This window comes from Achromobacter sp. K91, assembly GCF_003576205.1.
GTDB classification, from domain to species: domain Bacteria; phylum Pseudomonadota; class Gammaproteobacteria; order Burkholderiales; family Burkholderiaceae_B; genus Achromobacter; species Achromobacter aegrifaciens.
Genome location: NZ_QWFB01000031.1, coordinates 98,818 through 119,306 on the forward strand (window position 1 = coordinate 98,818; position 20,489 = coordinate 119,306).

Annotated in this window: 16 protein-coding genes; 1 reads left to right on the plus strand and 15 read right to left on the minus strand. The window is 65.1% G+C overall.

The window, feature by feature from the left end; genetic code table 11:
• Positions 1–57: 57 nt before the first annotated feature.
• From DXK93_RS13910 to DXK93_RS13980, 15 genes are all read right to left on the minus strand, one after another.
• On the minus strand, positions 58–984 hold the full coding sequence (locus tag DXK93_RS13910; protein WP_119450346.1) for a LysR family transcriptional regulator: 927 nt from the start codon (positions 982–984) through the stop codon (positions 58–60).
• A 63-nt stretch (positions 985–1,047) separates the two neighbouring features.
• A complete protein-coding gene (locus DXK93_RS13915) occupies positions 1,048–1,746 on the minus strand; it encodes a glutathione S-transferase N-terminal domain-containing protein (RefSeq protein ID WP_119450347.1) in 699 nt (232 codons plus the stop codon).
• Between the two features lie 80 nt (positions 1,747–1,826).
• Entirely contained in the window at positions 1,827–2,753 is a 927-nt protein-coding gene (locus DXK93_RS13920; protein ID WP_119450348.1) for a DUF6708 domain-containing protein, read from the minus strand.
• A 91-nt stretch (positions 2,754–2,844) separates the two neighbouring features.
• Positions 2,845–3,579 (minus strand): putative type VI secretion system effector, encoded by a 735-nt coding sequence (locus DXK93_RS13925; RefSeq protein ID WP_119450349.1) that lies wholly within the window; start codon positions 3,577–3,579, stop codon positions 2,845–2,847.
• An 18-nt stretch (positions 3,580–3,597) separates the two neighbouring features.
• Entirely contained in the window at positions 3,598–6,453 is a 2,856-nt protein-coding gene (locus DXK93_RS13930) for a T6SS effector BTH_I2691 family protein (RefSeq protein ID WP_119450350.1), read from the minus strand.
• On the minus strand, positions 6,450–7,421 hold the full coding sequence (locus DXK93_RS13935; protein ID WP_119450351.1) for a DUF4123 domain-containing protein: 972 nt from the start codon (positions 7,419–7,421) through the stop codon (positions 6,450–6,452). Before DXK93_RS13935 ends, DXK93_RS13930 begins: the two co-directional genes overlap by 4 nt.
• A gap of 18 nt (positions 7,422–7,439) precedes the next feature.
• Positions 7,440–10,142: a type VI secretion system Vgr family protein gene (locus DXK93_RS13940; RefSeq protein ID WP_119450352.1), complete on the minus strand. Its 2,703-nt coding sequence runs from the start codon at positions 10,140–10,142 to the stop codon at positions 7,440–7,442.
• Positions 10,143–10,156: 14 nt separating this feature from the next.
• Positions 10,157–12,856 carry a type VI secretion system ATPase TssH gene (gene tssH, locus DXK93_RS13945; protein ID WP_119450353.1) on the minus strand — a complete coding sequence of 900 codons (2,700 nt, stop codon included), beginning with the start codon at positions 12,854–12,856 and terminating at the stop codon, positions 10,157–10,159.
• 18 nt (positions 12,857–12,874) lie between these two features.
• Positions 12,875–13,966 carry a type VI secretion system baseplate subunit TssG gene (gene tssG / locus DXK93_RS13950; protein ID WP_175161300.1) on the minus strand — a complete coding sequence of 364 codons (1,092 nt, stop codon included), beginning with the start codon at positions 13,964–13,966 and terminating at the stop codon, positions 12,875–12,877.
• Positions 13,930–15,768, minus strand: coding sequence for a type VI secretion system baseplate subunit TssF (tssF, locus tag DXK93_RS13955; RefSeq protein ID WP_119450485.1), 1,839 nt, complete (start codon positions 15,766–15,768; stop codon positions 13,930–13,932). The genes tssG and tssF overlap by 37 nt, the downstream gene beginning before the upstream one ends.
• 54 nt (positions 15,769–15,822) lie before the next feature.
• Positions 15,823–16,308: a type VI secretion system baseplate subunit TssE gene (tssE, locus tag DXK93_RS13960; protein ID WP_054452040.1), complete on the minus strand. Its 486-nt coding sequence runs from the start codon at positions 16,306–16,308 to the stop codon at positions 15,823–15,825.
• Between the two features lie 62 nt (positions 16,309–16,370).
• A complete protein-coding gene (locus tag DXK93_RS13965; RefSeq protein ID WP_006395404.1) occupies positions 16,371–16,874 on the minus strand; it encodes a type VI secretion system tube protein Hcp in 504 nt (167 codons plus the stop codon).
• 41 nt (positions 16,875–16,915) lie between these two features.
• Positions 16,916–18,409 (minus strand): type VI secretion system contractile sheath large subunit, encoded by a 1,494-nt coding sequence (tssC, locus tag DXK93_RS13970; RefSeq protein ID WP_059371264.1) that lies wholly within the window; start codon positions 18,407–18,409, stop codon positions 16,916–16,918.
• Positions 18,402–18,926, minus strand: a complete 525-nt coding sequence (gene tssB, locus DXK93_RS13975) for a type VI secretion system contractile sheath small subunit (RefSeq protein WP_013396290.1) — start codon at positions 18,924–18,926, stop codon at positions 18,402–18,404. The genes tssC and tssB overlap by 8 nt, the downstream gene beginning before the upstream one ends.
• A gap of 45 nt (positions 18,927–18,971) precedes the next feature.
• Entirely contained in the window at positions 18,972–19,637 is a 666-nt protein-coding gene (locus DXK93_RS13980; RefSeq protein WP_054452042.1) for a hypothetical protein, read from the minus strand.
• A 189-nt stretch (positions 19,638–19,826) separates the two neighbouring features.
• Between DXK93_RS13980 and tssJ the strand changes: the two genes are divergently transcribed.
• Positions 19,827–20,444, plus strand: coding sequence for a type VI secretion system lipoprotein TssJ (tssJ, locus tag DXK93_RS13985; protein ID WP_225588881.1), 618 nt, complete (start codon positions 19,827–19,829; stop codon positions 20,442–20,444).
• The last annotated feature ends 45 nt before the right edge of the window (positions 20,445–20,489 follow it).

A 20,489-nucleotide genomic window follows, 5' to 3' on the forward strand; every position in this document is an offset into this window, starting at 1 on the left:
GAACGGACTGTAGCGAGCGGCAGCGCCCGCCGATATCAGCCAGCCGTCAACAGGTCTTCATGAATCGTGAAGAGCCACCACCGGCCATTTGCCCTCGCGCGCCAGCGTGCGCGACACGTCGGCCAGCACCAGGCGGGCGGCCAGCGCCGCGGGCGACAGCTCGTCCTCGGACAGGCTGGCCAGCAGATTGGGGCGGTACAGGTGCGCGTCGTCGATGCGCGCCATGTGCAGCTGGCCTGGCGCGATCCGCGCCATGGCGGAACTGGGCTGGATGGTGGCCACGTGGCCCAGTTGCACCACGTCCATCAGCACCGGCAGGCCGTCCACCTCCACCGCCACCAGCGGCGTGCGGCCCGATTGCTGATACGCGTTGTTGACCAGCGCCCGCAGCCCGTGGCGTCCACTGGGCAGGACCAGAGGCAGATGCGAAATGGCCTCGATGCGCGTGGTCTCGCCGGCAGGCAAGCCCGCCATGTCCGGCCGCGCCAGCAGGAACAGCGGCTCGTCCAGCAAGGGCGTCACGCTCCAGCGGCGCGCGGATTCGGCCTGGAACACGATGGCCAGGTCCAGCATGCGGCCATTGAGCATGTCGCTCAGATGGCCCGACAGCGCCTCAACCAGATGCAGGCGGATGTCGGGATAGCGCTCGTTCATGGCTTGCACGAAGGGCGCGCCCAGGATGGCGGCGGTGGTGGAAGGCAGGCCCACGCTGACGTGGCCCGCCAGCCTGGCCTGCTGCGCGGCATGTACCGCATCGTCGGCGTGGCGCAACGCCAATTGCGCCTGACGGAAGAACGCCAAGCCCGCGTCGGTGGGCTCCACGCCGCTGGCGCTGCGCCGCAGCAGCCGCGTGGACAGCTCGCCCTCCAGCCGGCTGATCTGTTGGCTGAGCGCCGACGTCACCATTCCTATGGACTGCGCGGCGCGGCCGATGCTGCCCGCCTCCACGACGCGGACGAAGTAACGCAGTTGGCGCAGTTCCATGGGCGGCCCCGGCTTTCCAGAAGGGATGACAGGGCCGATTGTAGAGGCAGGGTACGCGCGGCGTTATCCGGGGATCGTCAGGCCCCTGGCCACCGCAGGACGCGCCACGAAGGCTTCCAGCACCCGGGCGACATTCTTGAAGCGCGAGAACTCCACCAGCTCGCCCGCGCCGTAGAAACCCACCAGGTTGCGCACCCAGGGCAGGATGGCAATGTCGGCGATGGTGTACTCGTCGCCCATCACCCAGTCACGGCCTTCCAGGCGCTGGTCCAGCACGTTCAAGAGGCGCTTGGATTCTTCCGCGTAGCGGTCGCGCGGGCGCTTGTCTTCATAGTCCTTGCCCGCGAACTTGTGGAAGAAGCCCAGCTGGCCGAACATCGGGCCGATGCCGCCCATCTGGAACATGACCCATTGCAGGGTCTCATAGCGCCCCGCCGTGTCCGCCGGCAGGAACTTGCCCGCCTTGCTGGCCAGGTAGATCAGGATGGCGCCCGACTCGAACAGGCCCAGCGGCTTGCCCTCGGGACCATTGGGATCGAGGATGGCCGGGATCTTGTTGTTCGGGCTGAGCGACAGGAATTCGGGCGAAAACTGGTCTTTGGCGTCGAAGCTGACCCGGTGGACCTCGTAGGGCAGCCCGGTTTCCTCCAGCAGGATCGACACCTTCACGCCATTGGGCGTGGGCAGCGAATACAGCTGGATGCGGTCGGGGTGCCGGGCGGGCCACTTCTTGGTGATGGGAAAGGCGCTGAGGTCGGTCATGCGGGGGCTCCAGGGAGGGGCGGAAAGGTCGGGGTAATCCTAGCGCAAATCCGGTCCGCCGCGCCGCCGGATGAAATCCCCTAGCGCAGGTCTTCGGGATTCATCGACGCATCGCGCACGTACTTGTCGCCCGGCTCAGGTTGCAGCGTGGCCTCGATCTCCGGCGGAAACGCCGGGATCGTGCTGGTCTGCATCACCGCCCAGCGCATGATGGCGTGTAGAAGATTGAACGGCATCATCAGCAGGGACAGGAAGCCCGGACCTTGTGCATCCTCGGCAAAGGCGCGCTGCTTGGATAGGGCGAAGGTCTCCGGCTTGCCGTCCGCCGGCACGCAATGCAAGACCGCGTCCTGCACGGCTTGCGGGCCGTCCTCCATGTAGCGGCGCAGAAACTCCCAATGGGAATACGCGTCTTCGACCCGGTACGTGACCGAGCTGAACGCAAATGTCTCCCTGACCGTCACGCCGTCCGCGTCCAGGATCAGGCCGCGGACATCCCAAGTCCGGTGCTGAAACCCGTCGACCCCTCTTCCAAGCGTGAAGTAGAGCTTGTTCCACTTCGCCGTCAGCACCGTTCCGTCCAGCCGGAACACGTGTACCAGCTTGTGCTTGCGGTCCAGGGCGATGGGATAGTACGTCCACCGGAACATCTCCTTGCCCGCGACCCATGCTGCCGCCGCCGCGAGCGCCGCGCCCATCGCCATGCTGATGAAAACCGCCGTCCAGAGCCCGTTCTCATTGGGCAGCCCGTCCACCAGGGCCCAAGCCAACTCCCGGATCATGCCCACGCCGAAGGCCACGCCTACGAGCCCCATCAGCGCCAGCATGCCCCGATAGGCGTACCAGCGGTCCACCAAGACCAGAGCATTGGAATTCATCTTCACCACGCAGGAATCGGCCGCCAGCGGTACGTCCAGCCGTTTCTTCTGCTGCAAGCGGTGTTCGCGGTCGAAGTCCCCAAGCGGCCGGTCGTTGGGGAATTTGCGTATCAACCCCGTGTAATCCATTCAATGCTCCAGAACTCGCCGGCTCGGTTACGGCGCGACCGGTATCAGGCTGTGGATAGAGCCTTGCATTGTTCCGAGGGGAATTTCCCGATCAGTATCTGAAGTAGCGCAGGCTGTAGTCCTTGCCATCGCCAGGGCGGCGCTTCGCTTTCGATATTGCACGCAAGTTGATCCCAGTGGGGTTGCTCCAACCGAATCCCTTGAAGATCATTTCCGCGACATGCGCGAAGCCTTCCGTCTTGCGCCCCGCCCGCCAGGCCAGGAAGCCGAACACGACGAGCAAGGCCGGCAACAGGTACATGGCATAAATGCCATAGGCCTCGAGCTGGCCCGCGATGCTGAACTTGCCTTTGAACAAGGCAAACACCGCATCCAGGCACATCATGAATCCAAAAATCACCGCGACGATGATGCCCCAGAACCGGAACGTGGACAGATAGTGGGATCTGCGCCCTTCAAAGCAGTGGGGATACACCGCCACCAAGGAGTCCGATTCGCGCCTGACGCCATAGGCGCTCCAGGCGCGCTCGCCACGTTCGGCGACCAGTTCCACGTCGTCTCCTTCTTGAAAGGGGAAACGCCAGAACCAACCCTGAACAGGTTCGCCGTTCAGTGAAAACTCCACGAAGTCGGCGCTCTCCGAACTATCGATCGAGGCAATCGCGATACCCGCCCCGCCCATGCCTGCCAGCGCGGCAGATACCGCGGACGCTCCGACATCACCGCCAATCTGGCTCAGGACAAAGTCCCGATTACGACGGGACTTCTTCAGCTCCGTGATCTTTCCGGCGATCTTCCGGACATTTCCATTGAGCTCATTGGTCATTCCATTCCTCACATCAAATCACGTCACGTCAGCAAGAGCAGCGACGAAGCCTTCCTCCTGCTTCTTCGGTTCGTCCTGAGGTTTGCCGAAAGTACGACGGCCAAACGCGCTGGTTTCACACCACTCTTCCAGTGCATTCGGCGTGAAGTACCAGACCAGCAGCTGAATACCCACCAACACTATCGCGATCTCCCAGCCCACCAGGATACCAAGCACACGAGCGAATGAGGCTACCGCCATCCGCGACGCAACCACATCCACAGCCACCACCATCACATTCATACCTGCGCGCCGTCCCACGATCTTCAGCAACGAGGCAGAAGTCGATATTGCCGTGATCACCGCGGCCCCGCCTGCGACAAAGCCTATGGCCGACTTGATGCCGACCAGCACCATCAGTGTGTACTGCTTCTTTTCCCTGCGCTCCATGGCTTCGTTGAAATCTATGGATGCGCCGATAAAGCTCGCGCCGGCGCCCAACATTCCCCCGACCAATTTCCATTTCTGGAATCCGTATGCCTTTTTTCCCGCCAATTGATACGGCACGATGGCGATATCAATCACGGCGGCGCTCAAGGTGGCCGTGGACGCCACCAGCTTTGCATAAGTCGTAGCCGTCTTGTCGGTCGCCGAAATGAGCTTCTTGAAGTTCCAAATTTCAATCAATCCCACCACCACCGTAATGCGCATGGTGGTAGCCCCGTTGCGCCCGGTAGCCGGCCGCATCTTGCCCCACATGTCCCGCAGCACTTTGTGGCTGGGTTCCTTGGCGATGGCCTCGTTGGCCTCCAGGAAAGTGCGCGCAGTCCGCAATCGCTGCAGCGCGACCTGACGCGCCACGCCTTCGGACCGGGCCTGTTCTCTCACCAGCGCCAAGGCGTCGGCGTCGCTGATGCCCGTGGACAACAGAAAGAGATTCTGGACGATCTTCTCACCCACGAAATCGCTTACGCGGTTCAGCTGCAACCAGCGGAAAGCCGTATCGCCCACCGTCATCATCAGCTTGTCGATGCCGGCATTTTTCAAAGCGCGCGGCAATGGCCCCAGCTTTTCCACCTTGCTTTCACCAACCAGGGACACCGCCCTCTTGTAATACCCCGAGAAGGTTTTCAGGTTGCTGAGCACCCGTTCGACGACACCGAGACCCGTAGGCAATGGCGTTTCCTTGCCCTTCACGGCTTCATCGAGGGCATTGGTCACCGCGGGCTTCAGTTGCTTCTGGTTTGCGGCGATTGCGCGCCAGAACAGGGACTTCCTGTCCCCTGCATCACGGCGTTCTTCCACCAAGGTTTTGAGATACTGGGCTCCCGCCGCGCTGGATCCGATGCCTTCGATCAGGTCGCCGACCACTTCAATGAACTCGTGGCCGTCATCCTCGACTTCCTCGCTGTAGTCTTCCAGCGTATCGAACAGAAGGCCCCATTCCAGCCATTTGATGAGTTCCACCGTCCTGGTATTCGCCAGCGTAGTCGCCATCTCCTGGAACTTCTCGTAGTTGCTCTTGAAGCGATTCAGCTTGTCCCAATCGACATTGTCGTTGTAGCGATCCCAGGCATGCGCGACCTTGTCCTTACGGTAATTCTCCAGATTCCGGGCGCGCGTCTCGTCCGCCTGCACGATCTCCGCGTCATAGGCGTTGAAATCCGCCTCCGCCTGCGCTCTATTGGCCGCCGGGACGTACTGGTCCAGCAGCACGCGGCGGCGGCTGTGGTACTCGGCGTCCGTTATCACGCCATTGGACCGCTCGTTCTCCAGCCCGGCGAATGCCTGCTTGCCCTTCATGTCTGGCACATGCTGATTGATGACCTGATTGCGGCGCATCACCTCATAGTGCCGGTTGCCGCCGCGCTGCCCCAGTTGCACGGCCTCGGCCGTGCGCCTCGCGGCATCGTCGGCCTTATTCTCCAGCGCCGCCTTGGCGCCTTCGATGTTGCTGGCCGCGGTAATCTGCAGCGCGCGTTCCTCGCCATACCGCGCCATCGCGCCCAGCGCGTCATTGCAGTATCCGTTGAGCTCGTCGGTGATGCCGATGGCGTCCCACAGCGCCAAGCTCATCGGCCAATAGCTGACGCCCATCGTGGGATCGCCGCATTTATCCAGCATCTGCGCCAACAGCAGCTCAAGCGTCTTATCCACAAGCCCGCCGAGCGGCCGGTTGCGCGGATACCAGGGCGTCTTCGTGAATTGCTCTTTCAGCGTTGTTTCGTCGAAAGACCCGTCGACATTGCTCAACTTGCGCTGGCGATCGAGGCCGGTGTACGGAAGCCAGGGCGGCTCGCCCGTCAATCCGCTGAACTGGTGGTCGCCGTATTCCAGGATCTTCTTGAAGTTCGACTCGACGGCCAGAATGGATTGGTGGTTCTTGGCCTCGCAGCGGCCCTGCGCCCAGACGGCGGGTTCGATCGCCTGCATCCGCGTTGCACGGTGCTCCTGCTTTTCGTAGCGCGTGCGGGTCTGCGAACTCCATTTATGTTCGCTATAGGCCAGCCACACCTTGCCGCATTGCTCCGGCTTCTCTATCACGATGTAGTGCATGCGCAACCCATTGTGCCCCTGGTTCGCGCATTTCATCGCAGGCTGCAGCCGGGCGCTATCCGCGTCGTCGCAACGCCAAAGCATGCCGTCGGCCGTCACGGAATAGACTTCCCAGTAGTTGGCGCCCTGCGGGCCTTTCTCGTAGAACAGGTAGAGAAAGCCCATGCGCAGCGTACGGGTCACGTACTTGTACTGTTCGCTGTCCAGCGGCACATCCTTCACGCGTTCGCCGCTTACGCCGTCCAGCGCATGCGCCGGAAACCCCGCGGGCACCACGGCGTAACGCGTCGGCAGTATCGGCAGGCCGCCTGCCTTGCATACATTGCAAGCCGTACTCATTCTTCTTCCCTAACTTGGTGATGCGCCGGGCGCGCTTGCCGGCAGTCGCGGGCAATCGCCGTCCAGTCCGCTTCGGTCAAATCCATGACGAGCCTGGCAAAGCCGACATCCGGCTCACGGGCATCCAGTAGCGCGGCCAGCCTGGGATGCTGATCGAATGTGGGGTGTGTCGTCAGCGCGCGGATGGCCATGGCCTCCCAGTCGCGCGGGTCCACCAATCCCCTGGCCGCCCCGCGCCGCACGCATGCCGCCGCCTGCGCCAAGGTTTCATCTGAAATGGCCGCGGCCTGTCCAGCCACCACGCGCCACGCGCGGTTGATGGCGGCAGAGGTCTCAATGCGGCTCCATTGGTCTGAGTCGAACTGAAGCGGACCGATATCCCGAAGGCCAGTCGCCGGCTCAGCGCCGTTGCCATAGCTTGCCAGGCGCGCCCACCGGTCGACCGTCACCCACAGGTCCATCGGCCCCAGCAATGCCTGGCGCTGCCCTGGCGTCGCCAGGTTCCATACCAGATCCAGGACAGCGGGATCCTGCAAGCGCAATAGGGAGCGGCCTCCATCCGGCCGCGATTGCAGCATGGCCCGGCCCAGGTGGTGCGCCAAGGCCGCAGCATCCGTTGCGCCAAACAGCCAGCCGCCGATGCGGCGCCCCAGGCCGAGCCGCAGGGATTCCGGCGTCCAATCCCGAATCGCCATGCCTGCCGCCACCCTGCTGATATCAGCGTCGCGGGCGCGCTCCAGGTCCAGCGCAACTAGCCGAGGCCAAGCCTTGGAATCGACATTCCGATGCGCAAGCCGGACCGAAGTGGTCCGCGCATCGAGTTCTTCGGCCAGGCCCAGCCATTCGGAATCTTCCTCAGGCGGCCGCAACAGAGGGTCTAGCAGCAACCAGCAACGCGACTCCCCATGGGATGCCGCAAGCCGTTGCAGCGCCTCTCCCAGTTGAATGTCCGATGTGAATGGCCCCATATCTGTCCGCCCTGGCCGCTACAGTTCAACCGCCGCCGCGCCCGAAGCCGCCGCGCTCTGCATTCTCAGTTGGCATCCTTCGAAGTCGCCCTCCGGCAGCCCCAGTTGCAAGGGCGCACTTTGCGGCCCCGCCCAGTTATGCACACCTGCCTTCAACTCAACCTTCCCCGGCGCGTGCAGCTGAATCCCGCCTCCCTCCACCCGCAAATAGGCGCCGCCCGCGGTCGCCAAGACGCGCTTGGCGGCCTGCACGTTCACTGCGGCCTGCGCCGAGGCGAAGGTCACCGCCTTTTCGGCGGACAGCGTCATCTTGGCGTCCTGGCTGTGCAGGCGTAGCTTGCCGCCCGCCGCGTGCAGCAGCAGCCCCTGGCCTTGCACCGGGCTGTCGCCCGGCGCCTTGCGGCCTAGCGTGAACAACACCGCGCCGCCGACCACCCCCACCGCCAGGTTGGCGCTGCTGATCCAGTTGACGTCCGGCGCCACCTGCGACAGCGTCGCGCCGGCCGCCAGGAATGCGTCGGCCGGCGTGTATTGGCCGATGCCGCTAGGCGCGCTCACCTGGAGCTGCGGTTCGCTATAGGCGACAACGGGCTCGCCCTCGGGCGCGTCCTGCTTCGCGTCGATCACCTCCAGGACGTGCTTCAATGCATCCTGCGCAGGCAGTGTTTCCGGATCGTCTTCCAGCACCGCCTTCTGTCGCGTTGCCGCCTGCGCCAACTCCTCCGCTGAACGCGCCGCCCGCTCGATCTGCTTGGCCGCTTCCGAGCTGTCCAGCAACGCACCCTCGGCGTTCCCGCGCAGGTCCGCGCTGATCAGCAGACCGGAGCCGCCGCGCAGCGCCACCGCCTCTCGGGTCGACAGTTCCGCGCCGTGGCCCAGGTCCTGCAGTCTTTCGTTGTCGCGCTGCTGCTTGATATGGCCCAGGTTCAGGCGGCTCTCGGCCTGCGTGGTCGAAGCCGTCAGACGCGACTGTCCGGGCGTGTCGTCGTGCACCAGCTGGTTGTAGCCGCCGGTGCCCTGGCCGCTGCTGGCCAGCGCCTGCGTCTTGAAACCGGACATCACCACGTTGTGCGCATGACCGTCGGCGCCGCCCGCGAACCAGGCGGGCGCGTTGCCGGTGGCGTTGGCGGCGCCGCCTTGCACCTGGTTATGCGCGGCGTCCTCGGCGCCTGCGCCGTTGTAGAGCGCGCCCACCACCACGGGGCGGTCGATGTCGCCGTGCAGGAACTCGACCAGCACTTCCTGGCCGACGCGCGGCACGAAGTTCCCGCCCCAGTCACCGCCCGCCACGGACTCCGCCACCCGCACCCACGTGCCAAGTTCGTCCTTGGCCGGCGCGTTCTCGTCGCCCGAAGGATGCTCCAGGCGGCTGCTGGAAGCCTTGCCGCGTTGCCAATGGAACTGCACCTTGACGCGGTGATCGCGGTCGGTGTGCACCGGCGCCTCGGCGCCCACCACCAGCGCGGTCTGCGCGCCGTACACGGTGGGCCGCGGATGCAGGCGTTCGCCGTGCCCGTCGCGCGTGGCCTTGCGGAATTCCGTATCGATGCCGATGCAGGTAAAGGTATTGCGGTAGAAGTCGGCCTCGGCTGCCTGCGGACCGGTCTCGCCCAGCGCCTCGCGCACGGCGCGGCCCAGGTCCTCGTCGAAGTTGTTGCGGGCCTCGTGCCGCACGGCGATCGCCACATAGGCGGCCCCGCCCTGCTGATAATGCCCGGTCAGCTCAAAGCGCTGGCCCGGCGCCAGCGTGCGCACCGTGCCCGCGCCTTCGCAGCTGTCCTGGCCCACGCGCAGCGCGGCCAGCGCGATGTGCGCCAGGCGTTCGCCCTGCACACTGTCCTCGTAGGCGTACTGGCCGGGATAGTCATTGACGACCAGATCCATCGCGCCCTTCGCGCCGCCGCCATCGACCTGGGCCGCCACCGGCCTGGCCTGGGCGCTGCGGTAGTCCCAGCTGGCCATGCGCACCGCATTGGTTTGCCAGCGTGCGCGCCGGCTCCATTGCTGGATGCTGTCCTCGGTCTCCGTCACGTCGGCGCGCGCGAAGCGCACGCTGGCCTGCGGGCCGGGCTGAAAGGCGCCGTTGTGGTCGGCAATGATCAGCGTGTGGCTGCCCTCGCCTTCGCCGGCCTCATGCTCCACCCAGTAAAACAGGCCTTCTTCGGCCAGCAGGCGCTCGACGAAGGCATGATCGGTTTCGCGATACTGCACGGTGAGGCTGCGCTTGGCGTAGGCGGCGCGGTCCTTCACCACCCAACGCCATTGCGGCGCCAGCCCCCCCTGGTCCTTGTAATCGCCGAAGATGCTGTCGACGATTTCAATGACTGTCTTGTCCTGATAGGCAAAGCTGTCGCGGCGCGCGCGCAGAAACGCGAGCCAGGGCTCCAGCGTCAATCCATAGCGCGCCAGCCCGCCGTTGGCGCCCTGGAACTCGGCCGCCATGATGTAGCCATTCCAGACACGGGGCTGTTCGCGGCCCAGCGCGGTCTGCAGGCGCAGCGTCGCCGGCTTGCCCAGCAGTTCGGACAAGGGGATGCCGGCATCGTCCGACAGCGCAGTCAGTTCCAGCCGGAACGCGCCGTCCGACAGGGTCTCCGTGGCGGACAGCGTTTCCGCGACGAGCCGGTTGGCGCCCAGCGGCGTGCGCAGGTCCAGCAAACGGTTGGCCTGGTCGACCGACGCGATCGACATTCGGGAAAGGCCGGCATTATCCATCGGCATGTCAGGCTCCGGCGTCAGGCAAGGCGGTAACGGAAATCGCCGTTCTTGCCGGCGGTAACGCGGATGCGGGCGATGGCCTCGCCCTGCGCCATGCGGCCCAGCACCTGTTCCGCGATTTGCGGCAACAGCGTGCCATTCAGGATGTGGTCGACGTTGCGCGCCCCCGTATCCACCTCGGTGCAGCGCGCCAGCACGGCCTCCACCAGCGCCTCGTCCCATTCGAAGACGGCGCGGTGATTGGCCTGGACCCGCTGCGCGATGCGGCCGAGCTTCAGCCCGATGATGCGGGCCAGCGCGTCGTCGTCCACCGGGTAATAGGCGATGGTCTTCATGCGGCCCAGGAAGGCGGGCTTGAAGGCCTTGTACAGCTGCGGCGCCAACAGTTCCTGCAAGGCCTCGGGATCGGGCCGTTCCTCCGCGCTCTTGTTCAGGCACGCCTGCATGATGGCCGAGGACCCGACATTGGAGGTCAGGATGATGAGCGTGTTGCGGAAATCGATTTCGCGGCCTTCGGCGTCGTCCATCACGCCCTTGTCGAACACCTGGAAGAACAGCTCCAGCACGTCCGGATGAGCCTTCTCGATTTCGTCCAGCAGCACCACGCTGTAGGGCTGGCGGCGCACCGCCTCGGTCAGAACGCCGCCCTCGCCGTAGCCCACGTAGCCCGGCGGCGAGCCCTTCAGGCCCGATACGCTGTGGGCTTCCTGGTACTCGCTCATGTTGATGGTGACCAGCTTGCGTTCGCCGCCATACAGCACGTCGGCCACGGCCAGCGCGGTCTCGGTCTTGCCCACGCCCGAGGGGCCAATGAAGAGGAACACGCCCTTGGGTTTGTTCGGGTCCTCCAGGCCGGCGCGCGCGGTGCGCACGCGCTGCGCGATGGCGTGCAAGGCATGGTCCTGGCCGATGACGCGTTCGGCCAGCAGGGGCTGCAGTTCCAGCACCGTGCGGATTTCGTCGTTGACCATGCGGCCCAGCGGAATGCCAGTCCAGGCCGACACGATCTCGGCGATGACCTGCGCGTCCACGAAGGCCGGCACCAACGGCGCCTCGCCCTGCAAGGCGCGCAGTTGCTGCTGCAGTTCGGCCAGTTGTGCCTGGCCGGGCGTGGCGACGGGTTCGGCCGCCTTGCCCGAGCGGCGCTTGCCGGCGGGCTCCGGCGTCACGTCCGTTCCCGCCGCTTCCAGTTCCTCGCGCAGCGCGTGGATCTGCCTGACCAGCTCGCTTTCCTGCTCCAGCCGCGCTTCCGCGTCCGTCAACGCGGCGCGCGTGGCGTCCATTTCCTGATCCAGCTCGCGCAGGCGCGCGGATTGCGCCGCGCCCGCCGCGGCTTCGCGGCGCAGGGCGGCGCGTTCGGTCTCCAGGCGCGCCAGGCGGTGGCGCGCGTCATCGATCAGTGCCGGCGTGGCGCTGCGGCCCAAGGCCACGCGCGCGCAGGCCGTGTCCAGCACACTGACGGCCTTGTCCGGCAGCTGGCGGCCGCTGATATAGCGGTGCGACAGACGCGCGGCGGCCACGATGGCCTCGTCCAGCACGCGCACGCCGAAGTGCTGCTCCATCAGCGGCGCCATGCCGCGCAGCATGCTGGCGGCCAGTTCCTCGCTGGGTTCTTCCACCTTCACGACCTGGAAGCGGCGCGCCAGCGCGGCGTCCTTCTCAAAGTACTTCTTGTATTCGCTCCAGGTGGTGGCGGCGATGGTGCGCAGTTCACCGCGCGCCAGCGCCGGCTTGAGCAGGTTGGCTGCGTCGTTCTGTCCGGCCTGCCCGCCCGCGCCTATCATGGTGTGGGCTTCGTCGATGAACAGGATGATGGGCGTGGAGCTTTGCTTGACCTCGTCGATCACATTCTTCAGACGGTTCTCGAATTCGCCCTTGACGCTGGCGCCGGCCTGCAACAGGCCCATGTCCAGCGTGCGCAGGGCCACGCCCGCCAGCGCTGGCGGCACGTCGCCCGCCACGATGCGCAGCGCCAGCCCCTCGACCACCGCGGTCTTGCCCACGCCGGCCTCGCCGGTCAGGATGGGATTGTTCTGGCGGCGACGCGTCAGGATGTCGATCATCTGGCGGATTTCGGCATCGCGCCCGATCACCGGATCGATCTTGCCTTCGCGCGCGCGCTCGGTCAGGTTGGCGGTGTATTGGTCGAGCGCCGGCGTCTTGGACAGGCCGGCAGCAGGGGCCGCGCCGTCCTGGGCAGCGTCCGCCGCCGGACTGTCGCCCAGCGCCACCGACTGGCCCGCCTCTTCGGAGCCCGCCGTCAGCGCGGCGAAATCGTGCTTCAGTTCATCCAGCCTGAACGATTCGAATAGGCGCGAACCGCGGCGCGCCAACTGGGCCAGGTCGGGCTCGGTCAGCAAGGCCAGCAGCAGATGGCCGGAACGGATGCGCGTGGTCTGCGTGTCCAGCGAAGCAATCAGCCAGGCATGTTCGAACAGCCGCGGCAGATGCGGCGAAAACACCGGCGTGCGGGTGTTGCCATTCTTGAAGCCGCGGATCTCGGCATTCAGGTCCGCTTCCAGCACCGAAGCCTCGATACCGCTGCGCCGCGCCACGATGCTGAAATCGCTGGCCGGCTTTTCCAGCAGCGCCAAAAACAGGTGTTCCAGGTCCACCTCATAGTGCCCCTGGGCCATGCACAGGCTGGCGGCGCGCTCGGCCGCCTGGCGGCAGGTCTGGTTGAGCTTTCCAATCAGGGTCTTCAAGGGTGTGGCCATATTCCAGGTCGTCTAGTCTCAATGTATGGTGTGCAATTCGTAGCTGGCGTCATCGCGGTCCGATGCCACCGCTTCGGTGCAAAGAAAGGAGTTCCAGCCCAGACGCGCGCCGCCGCCTTCGCCCAGCACGCTGCCGCCCACGTCTTCCTTGGCCATCACCAGCCGCACTTCGTATTCGAAGCTCATGCCGCCGAACATGGTCAGGAGTTTCTCCAGCGCCTGGGCGCGCGCGCCGCCGGGCAGGAAGTCGGTGAACGCGTCCTTGGACAAGGGGCCGATCCACAGCCGGATGCGCATGTCGCGCTGCCAGATGCGGTCGCCGGCCATGGCCGACACGCCCAGCACCGCGCCAGGCATGCCCAGCTGCGTGCGGTTCTGCGGCGGCACGTGATACCAGCGCCCGACGAACTGCTCCACCCGCAGTGGCACCTGGAAGTAATCCGCCAGTACCCGTTGCAGGTAGGCCGCCGATACCGGCCGTTGGCGCGCGGCCGCGGCGTAGTGCGCCAGCGATTCGTCGAACACCCGACCCTGCCCCGACTGCAGGCGGTCGCGCAGCGCCGGATGGCCGATGCCGCCCAGCGCCAGCAGCAGCGGCAGGTAATGGTGGTCCTGTTCGGTCTCGTGCCGCACCGGCATGCGGTACTTCTTCCAGGCCGCGTAGAACAGCGCCGCCGCCCGGTTGGAGAAGATATCGAAGAAGGCGCGGGCGCCGCGGTCGCGCCGCGAGCTCTCGCGCGTGCTCAGGATCTCGGTGTAATGCAGCGGCATGGCGCCCTGTGCGCCCAACAGGCCAAAGAAGGCCGGTTCGATCTCCACTCGTCCCAGGTTGCCTGCTGCCAGCGCCGCCAGCCGCGCTTCGGTGTCTTCCAGCGCCTGGCCCTGCTTGTCATAGGCTGTCAGCGCGGCGATCTCGCTGGCGGGAAAGCCCAGCGAAGATGAGTTCAGGAAGCGCAGGTGCGCGGGCACGGCATTGCGCGCGCGGCTGCCTTCCTGCCGCGCGAACCACGACTCCAGCACGCGCACGGCCTGGAAAAACTTGAAGCGCTGCGGCTCGGCCAGCAGCGATTCGATTACGCTAGGATCGCGTCGCCGTTGCATGGAGCGCACCGTAGGATTTCTTCCGCGCCGCGGCGCGACAGCACAACCAGCTGCACGAAGCTGTTGGCGTGCACGTATAGGCCGAAAAAGCGGTTGATCACCGCCACGAAGGCATGCAGGCTGGTGCCGACGAAGTTGTCTTCGTTGATCGTCAGCCGGATCTCGATGCCGCGCACGAAGGTCGCGAACGGCTCGCCGGGCATCCAGTGCGTGGCAGGCTTGTAGTCCAGGCCGACCAGCCCTTCTATCTGGCGCGCCGCCACCGCGGAGTGCGACAGGTCATACAGCCGCAGCGTCTCTTTCAACGCAGGCAGACCGCTGTGGACCAGCGACAGGTGGTTCAGAGCCAGATGCGAAATAAGGCGCCAGTGCGCCGCCCGCCCCTGCTGGAAACGATGCGTGTGCGTCGGCCGGCGCAACATGCGGATCTCACGCGCGATCGAGCCGCCCTCCAGGAACAGGTCCCCGCCCGGCTGCCCCACCGCCAGATGCGAGGGCAGGTCACGGTTGGTGCAGGTCAGCTCCAGGCTGAGGGTCTCGGTCTGCGGCAGCGAGGGATCGAAATCGATGTCGACGATGGACAACTCCATTTCGTAGCCTGGGCTGCGCTCGGCCACCATGGCATTGCGCCGCGCCGTCCAGTAGTGACCGGCGCCCTCGGGCGTTTCGCCATGATGCAGCGAATAGAAGGGCCGGAATTCCACCACCGAATCGCCCTGCATGTTCTGCCGCACCTGACGCACGCGGTCGATCGAATAGATCTCGTAGCCATAGGCGCGGCGCGCGTCGGCCACCACCGGATAGGACGCCTGCGCATGGGTGACGCGGATGGGATCGGCGCGTTGCGCGAACAGGTTGACCACGGGCGTGCAGCCCAGCCGGAAATTGTCCGCGGAGGCCGACTCCAGCAGGCGCGCCGTGTTCGAATCCGCGCGCACGCCCTTCAATGCCAGATGCAGGGTGATTTCACGCACCGGCCCTGCCGCGCGCCTGAGCGCCGCGAGGTCGATGTCCACGAAGTTGAATTTCTCGGAGAACGCGAAGTACTCCGCCAGCAGCCGGTAGGCGGGATGCGAGCTGGCCGGGAAGTCGATCAGGGCTTCGTCCTCGGACAGCCCCACCTCCGCCAGCGGCACATCCTGCATGCGGTTCCAGCGGCCCGGCTGTGTTTCAAGATAGGCCGCGGCGGTGCGCAGGAACAGGCAGTCCCGCAGCGCGGCTACGAATGAGGGCTCGCCATGCAGGTATACGCGCAGGCGGTCCACCGCCAGGGTGGAAAAATTCTGGGTTTCTGCCAGGCAGGCCAGCGTCAGCGACAACCGGCCCGTCACGCCCGCCGGCAGGCTGGCTGCAGACGGTGCATTGGCCGTGGCCGCGAACACCGCCTGGCGTACGCTCACCGGCGCCAGGGTCACGTCGTACGCCGTGCGGAAACGGCACGCCACGCCGCGCACGGGATGCGACTTCAATTCCGTGCCGCGCGCCATGCGCACCGGCGCGGTCAGCTGCGAGGCCATGCCGCCCATGTCGAACTGCGCCACCGAGCACGAAGGGAACGGGCGCAGGTAATGCGGGTACATGACCTCGAACAACGCTTCCGTGAATTCCGGATAATCGTCGTCCAGTTTCTTGTTGATGCGTGCGCCCAGCAGCGCGAACGATTCGATCATCCGCTCGACGTGCGGATCCTCGCAGGTTTCACCGGATAGCCCGAGCCGCGCGGCGATCTTGGGATAGCGCTGCGCAAAATCGCGCGACGAACCGCGCAGAAAGCCCAGTTCGCGTTCGTAGTAAGGCAGCAGTTCTTCCATCTTTCCCTTCTTCGCCGGCGGCGTGCCGCCGGCGCCCGCGTGCATGGTTTGTTATCAGGCGGCCGCCGCGGCCTTGGCCCGGCCCTTGCTCACCGAGTACTGCAATGTCGACGGCTGCAGCGTCGCGTCGAACGTGACCGGCTCATGCGCAGGCCCTACGTCCAGCATCGCGGTAATCGCGAAATACAGCACCGAGGTCGCGCGGCTGTCCACCTGCAGCAACACCCGCACATGCGTCAGGCGCGGCTCATGGCGGGCGATCGCCTGCTCCAGCGACCGGCAGATGAACTCGCGGTCGTAGTGACTGGCCAGGCTCAGGCCGGAAAAATCCGACAAGCCATAGGTCAGGATGGACCGCTGGCAGTTCGGAAAGCGCTTGAGCGAGTCTTCTGTGAAGACCATGCGCGTATTGAGCAGGGCCTCGATGTCGCGCGCGACCGTTTCCTTGATTTCTTCCACCGACAGGCGTCGCAACGCATGCGGTGTCTGCCCGTCGCCGTCGAACAACTTGTCGAACAGGCTGGGTTCGAATCCCTTCATCGCGGCCTCATTGAGCAAAGGCGCCGGACCGGCCGGGGCCTTTGCCGTTCATGCGGTCAGGTTCAGACCGAGTACGTCTTGTCGTTCTTGGTGAGGCTCCATGCGCCCTGGGCGTTGCCGCCCTGGTTGCCGCCCACCTTCTGCTGCGTGTACTTCCACTGCACGGCGGCGTACTTCAGCGAGAACGATTCGTGCGGCAGGCCTTCGCTGACGACTTCCGGCGCCACGCGCGAGATGATCACGTACTTGAGCTTGATTTCCAGGTACTTGACGCGGTTGCCTTCGCCGTCGGCGCGCAGGAAATCGATGGTCACTTCGTCGAACGTCGTGCCGCCGGAAGCGTGCTGATACAGCAGCGGGCTGACCACGTCCAGGTCCTTGGTGAAGACCATCTCGCCATGCTCGGTGCGCTCGGCGGTGTGGCCGCCGGAGGTGGAGGCGGTAGCCGAACGCGGCTGGATGATTTCATGGCGCCACGATCCGACTTCGATCCAGTCCGGATGGTCCTTGTCCTGCGACTCGCCCTTGAGTGCGGGGTTGCCGAATTTGACGTAGATGTCCTTCATTAATAGCCTCTCTGGTTAAAAATCGTCGAATCCGACGGTGGTCACGACTTCTGGGCTTGGGCGGGGAGTTCCGCGACCAGGCGCAACGAAATCGAAAGCTCATCGAGCTGGAAGTGAGGCCGTAGGAACGCCACGGCCCGGAACACGCCGGGACGCCCCGGCACCTCGGCAACCTGCACCGATGCTTCCCGCAAGGGGAACTGCGCCTTCTGCTCCTGGCTCGCGTTGTCGTCCAGCAGCACGTACTGCGAGACCCAGCGGTTCAGGAAGCTCTCGACAGATTGCGCGGAGGCAAAGCTGCCGATCTTGTCTCGCATCATGGCCTTCAGGTAGTGCGCCACGCGCGATACCGAAAAGATGTATTGCAGCTGGGCCGACAGCACCGCGTTGGCGTTGGCGCTGTCGGTGTTGTACTTCTTGGCCTTCTGCACCGACTGCGCGCCGAAGAACGCGGCGTAGTCCGAGTTCTTGCAATGCACCAGCGGAATCAGGCCCAGGTCGCTCAATTCCTTTTCGCGCCGGTCGGTGATGGCGATCTCCGTCGGGCACTTCAGGGCGATTTCGCCGTCGTCGGTCTTGAAAGTGTGGGTCGGCAGGTTCTCGACCAGGCCGCCGCCTTCCACGCCGCGGATCGCCGCGCACCAGCCGAAGTCGGCAAAGGCCGCAGTCAGGCGCGCGCCGAAGGCCCAGGCGGCGTTGCACCACAGGTACTTGGCATGGTCGGTGCCGTCCACTTCCTCGACGAAATTGAAGCCCTCTACCGAAGTGCCTTCCTTCGGGTCATAGGGCAGGCGGCCCAGGAAGCGCGGCATGGTCAGGCCCACGTAACGCGAGTCTTCCGAATCGCGGAAGCTGCGCCACTTGGTGTATTCCACGGTATCGAACACCTTGGCCAGGTCGCGCGGGCGGCCCAGGTCGGCAAAGCTGTCCAGGCCCAGCAGCTCGGGCGAGGCCGAGGCGATGAAGGGCGCATGCGAGGCCGCGGCCACGTGCGACATCTGTTCGATGAAGTACATGTCCTCGGGCTGGCGCGTGATCTCGAAGTTGCCCAGCAGCGCGCCGAACGGCGAACCGCCGAAGGTCCCGAACTCTTCTTCGTAGACCTTCTTGAACATCAGGCTCTGGTCGAAGTCGATGGCGGTCTGGAAGTCGCGCACCAGATCGCGCTTGGTGACGTTGAGCACCTTGATCTTCAGCATCGGGCCGGTGTTGCTCTCCTGGCACAGGTAATGCAGGCCGCGCCAGGTGCTTTCCAGCTTCTGGAACTCGGCGCCGTGCATTACTTCGCTCAGCTGGGCCGAGATCAGGCGGTCCAGCTCGGCCACGCGGGCGTCGAGCATCGCGGACAGGTTGTCCGAGACCACGACGGTGCCCTTCATGACTTCACGGGCCAGCTCGCCGATGAGATCCTTGGCGCGGTCGTGCTCGGCCGTGGACTTGGCCACGCGGCTCTGTTCGACGATCTGGTCCAGCAGGCCCGAGTCGGCCTCGGCGGCGGGCGCGGATACGTTCTGCGCGGCGGCGGAATTACTCATTGCTGCCTCCCTTGCCGTTCTTGCCGGCTTCGCTGGTCAGTTGCTGCAGTTTTTCAGTGCTGCTGAGCACTTCGCCCAACAGGTCTTCCAGCTTGTCGTTGCCCGCCAGCTTGTTGCGCAGGTCGGCCAGCTTGGTGCGGATGTCCAGCAATTCCTTGAGCGGCTCGATCTGCTGCACCACGGCCTCGGGCCGGAAGTCCTCGACCGAGCGGAACTTCAGGTCCACGCCGAAGGTGCCGCCTTCGTCGGTCAGGCGGTTCTTCACGCGGTACGCGGCGCGCGGCTCCAGGCCGCGCATCACGTCGTCGAAGTTGTCGACGTCGATGTTGACGAACTTGCGGTCTTTCAGGCGCGGCAGCTCGGCTTCGGACTGCGCGCTGAAGTCGCCGACCACGCCCACGACAAACGGCAGTTCCTTCTGCTCGATCGCGTCGCCCTTCTCGACGTCATAGGTCAGCTGCACGCGCGGCGGACGTACTTTCTGGAGTCTTTTCTGAACGCTTTCTTTCTTAGCCATGGGGGCTCCAAGCGAAGTGCATAGTGAAGAGGCCGTGGGGCCCGATCAGGGTTTGAGGAGGTTGCCGAACGGATCCGGCGCGCGGCCGGCCGGCGCGGCGCCGGAAGCAGCCGGGGCCACAGGCGGCTTTGCGGCGGGAGCCGCAGCGGAATTCGCCGCGGGGGCCGCAGGCGTAGCGGGCGGCGTCGCCGCCGCCGCGTTGGCGGCAGGCTTGGCCTGTTGCGCGGCGGCCGCGCCCTGCGCATCGTTGCGCCGCGGCTGGCGCGGGCGCGGGGGCTTGTAACCCTCGGGGAACAGCACGTCCTGGCCCAGGGTTTCACGCATGGCGGCAGCCAGCGCCACCGCATCAGTGCGGGCGTTGCCCGCCAACAGCGCGTTGGCGCGCAGATCGGCCAGCGATTGCATGGCCACGCGCAGGCCGCCCACGGCCCGCACGGTCTTGGCGGTGAAGTCTTCGGGGTCACGGTTCAGCGCTTCATCGGCCGCGACGATGGCCTCGCCGTACTTCTGCTCGTCGAAGCGGATCTTGGCGATGTACGACCACGGCTCGCCGCGCGCGGGATTGAGCAGGGCTATTTCCTGGAACTCGGCAACCGCCTGATCGTTGCCCTTGGCAGCCAGCGTCTGCGTGGCGTGCGTCATCGACTGCTTGTACTCGGCGTCGGTCTGCGGCTTGGGGGACGTGGCGCAGCCCGCGAGGAAGGCCATCATTGCGCCGATGAGGAGAACCCGGGATATGTGCATTTTTTTGGTATGTAGGAGGGTGTAACCAAGGCCGCGTATTTCAACAACCTTTTGTTAGCGCAGCACTACAGTGCATTACTTCATGTAACTCGCGCAGAAACTTCGCTCATCGTGCCGTGATCTGTATGTTGTCGCAGGCTTCCGGTATAAAGAGCCATGTCAAAACATCTCTATTTTTCTCGGTGCATGGCAGCAGCGGCCATCATCGCGGCAAGCCCCGTAATCAGCGGTTGCGCAGCGGTTTCAGCGATCGGAGCGGTGGCCGGAATGACCGGCGGCATGATGGATATGGCGGGCCTGAAAAAAGACCCGAATGCGCCAATCGATGTGAAATTGGCGATACATGCCGGAGAAAATTTGAATGCGAGTAGCGGACAGCCAATGGCTGTGGTTACGAAAATATACTATTTGAAGAATGCCGAGGCATTTCAGCGCGCACCGCTCACGCAATTGGTTGATACTGACGCCGAAAAGGCGGCGTTGGGTGACAGCATCATCGCTGCACGCGAAGTCACACTGACGCCGGGACAGCGCTACGAACACCTGGAAAAAGTGCCTAAAACCGCTGCCTACATCGCTGTCGCGGGCTTGTTCTACGCGCCCGCGCCGCAGCGTTGGAAATACGTATTCGAAGTGAAGACCGCCGAGGACACCGGCATCGTCATGGGCGCCCATGCCTGCGCGATGACCGTGGTCACCGGACAGATAGTGTTGCCACCGGGCGTGCCCGGCTTCGACCCGGCCCGCCTCGGCTCGGTGCAATGCCCGAACTGAACGCAAGCCGCGCCTAGCCGCCGTCATCGACGCCCTCTATATATA